Source organism: Stenotrophomonas sp. S49 (assembly GCF_016624905.1).
In the GTDB taxonomy this organism is placed as follows: Bacteria; Pseudomonadota; Gammaproteobacteria; order Xanthomonadales; family Xanthomonadaceae; genus Stenotrophomonas.
In genome coordinates, this window is record NZ_JACVUD010000141.1 from 1 (window position 1) to 6,972 (window position 6,972).

The following is a 6,972-nucleotide window of genomic DNA, read 5'->3' on the forward strand; positions in this document are numbered from 1 at the left end:
CAAGGTGCCAGATCGGCAAGAGATAAGATCCACGCCATGCGTGGATGAAGCGGATCAATGAAGAACGCCGGGCAATGCCCGGCGTTGCCGCATCAGGCGGCCGGTTTCTTCGCCACCGACGACGGCACCAGCCAGCGTGCGGCGTGGATGCCCAGCTCGTACAGCAGGCACATGGGAATGGCCAGCATCAGCTGTGACACCACGTCCGGCGGGGTCAGCACGGCGGCGACCACGAAGATGCCGACGATCGCGTAGCCGCGGCCTTCCTTGAACTGCTGCGGCGTTACCCAGCCCAGCAGCACCAGGATCACCATCGCCACCGGCAGTTCGAAACTGCCGCCGAAGGCGAAGAAGATCGCCAGCACGAAATCCAGGTAGGCGTTCGCATCGGGGGTGAGCGCGATCACTTCCGGGCTGAAGGTGGTCAGGAAGTGGAACACCGCCGGCAGCACCAGGAAGTAGGCGAACGCGCAGCCGGTGTAGAACAGCAGCACCGACGACACCAGCAGCGGCACCGCCAGGCGCTTCTCGCGGGCATACAGGCCCGGCGCCACGAACGCCCACAGCTGGTACAGCAGCCAGGGCACGGCCACGAACAGGGCCACGAAGAAGGTCAGCTTCAACGGCGCGAAGAACGCACCGGCCGGATTGGTGGCGATCATCGTCTGCCCGTTCGGCAGCTGCGATACCAGCGGATGCGCCAGCGCGGTGTACAGCTTCTGGGTGAACGGCAACAAGCCCAGCAGCACCACGCCCAGGCCTAGCAGCGCACGCACCAGGCGCGCGCGCAGTTCAACCAGATGCTCGACCAGCGAGCTTTCGCCGAAGTCCTGGTCGCTCATGGCTGGCGCTCCGGCGGTGTGGCCGGCGTCACGGCGGCGTCTGTTGCGGGCGTGGGATCGGCAGGCGTTGCCGGCGTATCCAGCAGATGCGGCGGGGTCTGCGCCGCGGCCGGTGTCGGCGCACGCACTTCGTCGGCCAGCGCATCGCCGTGCTGCTGCGCCTGCGTGGCTTCGCGGCGCACCGCTTCACCACTGGCGCGCAACTGGCTTTCGGTGTCCTGCATGCTCTGCCGCACGTCCTGCATCTGCCGCTTGATCTCCTCGGCGTGCAGTTCGCGTTCCAGCTCCTGCTTCACCGAATCCCACTGATTGCGCGCACGGCGCACCCACAGGCCGGCGAAGCGGGCCGCCTTGGGCAGGCGCTCGGGACCGAGCACCACCAGGGCGACCACGGCAATCACCAGCAGTTCGCTGAAGCCAATATCAAACACCGTGACCGCTCCGGATCAACGCGGGGTGCGGTCGTGCTCGTCCTGCGCGGTGCGCGAGGCGTCCTGGCTGCGCGATTCGTCGCCCAGCTGCGCGGCGGGCTTGTCCTCGTCACGCATGCCCTTCTTGAATTCCTTCACCGCCGAGCCGAGATCCTTGGCGCCGCTGGTCAGGCGCTTGGTGCCGAACACCAGCAGTACGATGGCCAGCACGACCAACCAATGCCAGATGCTGAAACTGCCCATAAGTCGCTCGTTACGTTAGTGATCAGGCTGTCGAGCATAGCGCACCGGCCGTAAGCCGGCGCGCGTGACGAAAGTCAGTTGCCGCCCAGCGTCTCGGTGCGGATTTCACCGTCGCCCACCGGCTGGAAGCCCTGCTGCTGCGGCGGCGGGTTCTGCGGCACGTTCTGCAGCGGCGCGGTGGTCGCCTCGGCGGGCGGCGCCTGAACAGGCGCAGGCTGGCTGCTTTGCGGCGGCGGCGGCGGTGCGCTGGCAGTGGCGCCATTGCCGTTGCGGTTGTTGCGGGCGGCGTAGGTGGCCTCTTCCAGACGGTCACGGAAGGCCACCACGTCCATCGACGGCGCGCCCACCGCACGGCCTTCGAAGATCATGCGTGGGGTGGTGTTGCTGCCGTAGGCATCCAGGTTGGCGGCATCATCGATCTGCAGCACCGCGCCATCCAGGGCCACGCCGGCGAATAGGCCGCGCGCGCGCGACCACGACCAGATTTCCGCCTTCAGCTGGCCGTCGGTGGCGGCGGCCGCGTTGCGGCCCACCGGACCCGCGGCCACGCCGGCATCGGCGCCCAGGGTGAACTTGCCGTTGACCAGATTGTCCAGGCTGCGGTCGTTGCGGAACACCAGCACCACGTCGGACGACTGCACACCGGCCTGGAAGCCGATGCTGCCGCCGGTCAGCTTGATGAATACCGGGTTCGACCAGGCACCGTTGGGCATGCGCACCGACATCAGGCCGTGGCCGCGGCGGCCACCGATGACCAGACCGGCCTTGATCGTGTCGGGAATGACGATGACCGCGCGGCCTTCGTCCAGCAGTTTGTCCGGAATCCCCTGCTCGGGGATTTCCTGGATTTCAGCCAGCACACGCACCGCGTTGCGGGCGCGCTGGTCTTCCTGCGGTCCGGCCATGGCCTGGCTGGAAAGCAGGCTGGCGGCGATCAGCAGGGCTTGGATCGGGCGACGCATGGCAGGCTCCAGAAGTCAGTCCATAGGAAGATATAGCAAGTGACTGAAATTAGTAGTGTTGCGATGAATCGCCAATGAGCGCGCGCCATGATCGGCAGTCGCGATCAGCACGATGCGCAGAAGCGATGCCGACAGCACATCGGATCGGCGACAATGGTGCCCATGCTCGACGCACCCGATACCGCCGTGCTGGCGGTCAACCTAGGCACGCCCGAGACGCCGACGGCCCCCGCCGTACGCCGTTACCTGGCTGAATTCCTGTCCGATCCCCGCGTGGTCTCCATTCCGGCGCTGCTGTGGCAGCCGCTGCTGCGCGGGCTCATCCTGCCGCTGCGCAGCAGCCGTTCGGCCGCCAAGTACGCCCAGGTGTGGCTGCCCGAGGGCTCCCCGCTGATGGTCTACACCCGCCAGCTGGCGCAGGCCATGCAGGCCGAGCTGCCGCAGCTGCGCGTGCGCCACGCCATGCGCTACGGCGAGCCGGCGCTGGCCCGCGAACTGGACCGCCTGGTCAGCGAGGGCGTGCGCCGCATCGCGGTGCTGCCGCTGTATCCGCAGTACTCGACCACCACCACCGCCTCGGTGGAAGACCGGGTGGCCGACTGGCAGCGCCGCAACCCCGGCGTGCATATCAGCCTGGTGCAGGACTACGCCATCGACCCGCAGTGGGTCGCTGCCGTAGCCGCGTCCATCCGCGCCTACTGGGACACGCATGGCCGCGGGCAGATGCTGATGTTTTCCTTCCACGGCATTCCGCAGCGCCTGGCCGACGCCGGCGACCCGTATCCGCAGCGCTGCGAAGCCAGCGCCGCCGCCATTGCCGCCGCCCTGGGCCTGGGCGCGGACGACTGGCAGCTGGGCTACCAGTCGCGCTTCGGTCGCGAACGCTGGCTGCAGCCCTACGCCGAACCGCGCCTGTGGGAGCTGGCCGAGGCCGGGGTGAAGAAGATCGATGTGGTCTGCCCGGGGTTCGCCACCGATTGCCTGGAAACCCTGGAAGAGGTGGCCATGGGCTTCACCGAAACCCTGGCCGAGCGCGGCGCGCAGATGCGCTACATCCCCTGCCTGAACGCCAGCGTCGACCACGCCCGCGCCCTGGCCCGGCTGGCCACGGCTGCGCTGGCATGAGCCTGCAACCGTTCGAACTGCACGTGGCCGGCGCGCGCGTGGCCGGCCTGCGCCAGGCAGGCCCCGGCCCCCGCGTGCTGGCCCTGCATGGCTGGCTGGACAATGCGGCCAGCTTCGTCCCGCTGGCCGCGCACCTGCCGCAGCTGGATCTGGTGGCCATCGATCTGCCAGGTCACGGCCACAGTGCACACCTGCCGCCCGGCGCGCCCTACACCACCCCGGCAGCGATCACCCACGTGCTGGACGTGGCCGATGCGCTGGGCTGGGATCGCTTCACCCTGATCGGCCACTCCATGGGCGCCGGCATCGCCAGCCTGACCGCAGCGGTCAGCGAACGCGTGCAGCGCCTGGTGGCCATCGAGGCCTTGGGCGGACTGCGCGGACCGGAAGAAGAAACCGCCGAACGCCTGCGCGACCATGTGCGGGCCAGCCGTGCGCTGGCGCGCAAGCAGTTGCGGGTGTTCGCCGACCTGGCCGCACCGGTGCGTGCCCGCATGATGGCCAACCAGCTCAGCGAGGGCTGCGCGCGCCTGCTGGTGGAGCGTGGCGTGGAAGCGGTGGAAGGCGGTTATCGCTGGTGCAGCGATCCGCGCCTGATGCTGCCCACCGCCATCCGTCTCAGCGAAGGGCAGATCGACAACCTGCTGCAGGCCATTGCCTGCCCCACCCAGGTGATCTACGCCACGCCGGCGCAGTCGTACTACCCCGAACCGATGCGCAGCGAGCGCCTGCAGCACCTGCGCGACGGACGCCTGGCCGTATTCGCCGGCAACCATCACCTGCACATGGAACACCCCGCGCAGATCGCCGCGGTCATCAACGCCTTCCTTGGCGAGCCCAACGCCGGCTGACCCGGTGCATGCCGTTGCGCTTCACTGCGCGTAGCGGCGGCCGATAGAACAGTTGCGGGCCTTCTCGCCCGCACTCCGTCTGCCCACCCGGGCCGGCGGCTTGTCCGGGTTCTGCAAGGAAGCACGCATGTCTGCACTGCTGCACCGTCATCCACAGGATGTGGCCACGGTGTTCCTGATCTGCGCCACCCGTGGCGCCACCTCCCCCTTTCCTGCCCTGCCGTGACCACGCATGTACGCGTGCCGCGCGGCAGGGTCGTTGCTGTTGTTTGAACCAGGAGTTGCCGATGTCTGCCGTACCCCCACCCCAGCGCGGTCACAACACCGCCCGCCCCCCATATCTGCAGGCGCTGGCGTGCCGCGCCGATCATCGCCTGCTGCTGCTCAGTGCCGCCCTGGCCGTGACCGGCGTGGCCCTGGCGTGGCGCGGTTCACCCCTGCTGGTCGCGATCATCGCGGCGGCGTGGCTGCCGTCGCTGCTGCTGGCCACGCGCTTTGCGGGCCAACCGGTCGCGCGCAACGGGCTGGCGGTGCTGTTGTCGGTGCAGGTGGCTGCCGTGTGTGCGTCCATCAGTGTGGCCCCGGCGTTACCCCAGTGCGTGCTGCTGGCCTGTCTGCTGGCCTACCGCGACCGGATCCCGCTCTGGTCTGCCGGCGTGGCGGGCATGCTTTGCGCGATGGTGCCTGCCCTGCAGGCAGGTGCATGGATCCCGGCACTGGCGCAGGCCGCGCTGGTTGCCGCAGCAGCCGTACTGATGGGCCAGGCCGCACAGCGCCTGCGCCAGCAGACCGAGGCACTGGGGCACGGCCCACGCCGCCTGGCGGCGCTGGCGCGTGACATCGCCACCGGCGCCGACCTTGCCGCGCATGCCAACACGCAGGACTACCTGCCCGGCACCCTGGCCCATGCGCTGGCCGATACCGCGCGCCACGTGCAGGCGCAGCGCAGCCGCGACACGGCACTGCACGCCGAGAACGCGCAGATCCGCCAGGCGCTGGACGCCTCGCGCACGTCGATGATGATTGCCGACAACGATCACGTGATCCGCTACGTGAACCGCTCGGTGGTGGCCCTGCTGCGCAACCAGCAGGCCACGCTGCGCGAAGCCTTCCCGGATTTCGACGCCGAACGATTGGTAGGCACCAGCATTCACCGCTTCCACGCCAACCCCGATCGCATTCGAGCCATCCTCAATGGCCTGCAGGTGGCGCACAACGGCAAGGTCCGCATCGGGCCCGTGCATTTCGCCCAGGTCGTCACCCCCGTCTTCGATGCGCAGGGCACGCGCCTGGGTTTCGCGGTGGAATGGCACGACCGCACCCATGAGCTGCTGCTTGAGAACGCGGTGGCCGACATCGTCAGCGCCGCGGCCGCCGGCGATCTCGACCAGCGCCTGCGCCCTGCGGAAGGCGCCAGCTTCCTGGACGGGCTGACCGGAGGCATCAACCAGTTGCTGGAAACCGTCGGCAGCACGGTGGCAGAGGTGCGGCAGATGCTGGCGGCGCTGGCCCAGGGTGATCTGGACCGGCGCATGCAGGGCGACTACCAGGGCGCGTTCGCCGCCATCGCCCGTGACGCCAACGCCACCGCGCAGCAGCTTTCCTCCATGGTCGGCCACATCCAGCAGTGCGCCGCGGCCATCAGCAGCGCGGCCACCGAGATTGCCGCCGGCAACGACGCACTGTCCGAGCGCAGCGAGCGGCAGGCGGCGCATCTGCAGGAAACGGCGGCGTCCATGGAAGAACTCACCGCCACGGTGCGGCAGAACGCCAGCCACGCGCGGCAGGCCAGCGAACTGGCTTCGTCCACCCAGGGCGTGGCCAGCGAAGGGGACCGCGCCATGCAACGCGTGGTCGACACCATGCAGGCGATCGAAGCGGCTTCGCGGCGGATCGGCGACATTACTGGGGTGATCGACGGCATTGCCTTCCAGACCAACATCCTGGCCTTGAACGCGGCCGTGGAAGCCGCACGCGCCGGCGAGCAGGGGCGTGGCTTCGCCGTTGTCGCCAGCGAGGTGCGCGTGCTGGCCCAGCGCTCGGCCTCGGCCGCCCATGAGATCAAGGGATTGATCGATGAAGCCGGCCGCGAGGTGGGCGAAGGCGCGCAACTGGTTGCCGACGCCGGGCGGCGCATGCAGGGCATTGTCAGTGGCGTGCAGGATGTCAGCCAGTTGATGCAGGAGATCTCCGGTGCATCGCAGGAGCAGTCCAGCGCCATCGAACAGATCAACCAGACGGTGGTGCAGATGGACCAGGCCACGCAGCAGAACGCCGCGCTGGTGGAAGAAGCCACGGCGGCGGCCCGCGAACTGCAGGCCCAGGCCGGAGCGTTGACCGCCGCCGTGGCGGTGTTCCACCGTGATCGCGAACCGACGTTGATTGACTGAGGCAAGGCCGAGGGGCGCGCCCCGCGCGCCCCTCGGTAGGTGCCGAGCTTGGTTGGCACGCGCGCTGCTCTGGTGGGTGCCAACCTTGGTTGGCACTGCTTTCCATCCACGCATGGCGTGGATCTACC

General features: G+C 68.8%; 7 protein-coding genes. 3 read left to right on the top strand and 4 right to left on the bottom strand.

Annotated features, from left to right (window positions below):
* Positions 1-92 precede the first annotated feature (92 nt).
* The 4 genes from tatC to IAE58_RS19315 all read right to left on the bottom strand — a co-directional run bounded on the left by tatC (position 93) and on the right by IAE58_RS19315 (position 2,478).
* Positions 93-842: a twin-arginine translocase subunit TatC gene (tatC, locus tag IAE58_RS19300; RefSeq protein WP_108751383.1), complete on the bottom strand. Its 750-nt coding sequence runs from the start codon at positions 840-842 to the stop codon at positions 93-95.
* Positions 839-1,273: a Sec-independent protein translocase protein TatB gene (gene tatB / locus IAE58_RS19305; protein WP_199934720.1), complete on the bottom strand. Its 435-nt coding sequence runs from the start codon at positions 1,271-1,273 to the stop codon at positions 839-841. Before tatB ends, tatC begins: the two co-directional genes overlap by 4 nt.
* A 15-nt stretch (positions 1,274-1,288) precedes the next feature.
* Entirely contained in the window at positions 1,289-1,516 is a 228-nt protein-coding gene (gene tatA, locus IAE58_RS19310) for a Sec-independent protein translocase subunit TatA (RefSeq protein WP_108751385.1), read from the bottom strand.
* A 74-nt stretch (positions 1,517-1,590) separates the two neighbouring features.
* Positions 1,591-2,478, bottom strand: a complete 888-nt coding sequence (locus IAE58_RS19315; RefSeq protein ID WP_199934721.1) for a YSC84-related protein — start codon at positions 2,476-2,478, stop codon at positions 1,591-1,593.
* A gap of 162 nt (positions 2,479-2,640) precedes the next feature.
* Between IAE58_RS19315 and hemH the strand changes: the two genes are divergently transcribed.
* From hemH to IAE58_RS19330, 3 genes are all read left to right on the top strand, one after another.
* A complete protein-coding gene (gene hemH, locus IAE58_RS19320) occupies positions 2,641-3,603 on the top strand; it encodes a ferrochelatase (RefSeq protein ID WP_108754903.1) in 963 nt (320 codons plus the stop codon).
* Positions 3,600-4,454, top strand: coding sequence for an alpha/beta hydrolase (locus IAE58_RS19325; RefSeq protein WP_164274881.1), 855 nt, complete (start codon positions 3,600-3,602; stop codon positions 4,452-4,454). The genes hemH and IAE58_RS19325 overlap by 4 nt, the downstream gene beginning before the upstream one ends.
* Positions 4,455-4,741: 287 nt before the next feature.
* A complete protein-coding gene (locus IAE58_RS19330; RefSeq protein WP_199934722.1) occupies positions 4,742-6,844 on the top strand; it encodes a methyl-accepting chemotaxis protein in 2,103 nt (700 codons plus the stop codon).
* The last annotated feature ends 128 nt before the right edge of the window (positions 6,845-6,972 follow it).

Coding starts and splice junctions, on each gene's coding strand:
- tatA (WP_108751385.1), bottom strand. CDS start 1,516: ATGGGCAGTTTCAGCATCTGGCATTGGTTGGTCGTGCTGGCCATCGTA.
- IAE58_RS19330 (WP_199934722.1), top strand. CDS start 4,742: ATGTCTGCCGTACCCCCACCCCAGCGCGGTCACAACACCGCCCGCCCC.
- hemH (WP_108754903.1), top strand. CDS start 2,641: ATGCTCGACGCACCCGATACCGCCGTGCTGGCGGTCAACCTAGGCACG.
- IAE58_RS19325 (WP_164274881.1), top strand. CDS start 3,600: ATGAGCCTGCAACCGTTCGAACTGCACGTGGCCGGCGCGCGCGTGGCC.
- tatC (WP_108751383.1), bottom strand. CDS start 842: ATGAGCGACCAGGACTTCGGCGAAAGCTCGCTGGTCGAGCATCTGGTT.
- IAE58_RS19315 (WP_199934721.1), bottom strand. CDS start 2,478: ATGCGTCGCCCGATCCAAGCCCTGCTGATCGCCGCCAGCCTGCTTTCC.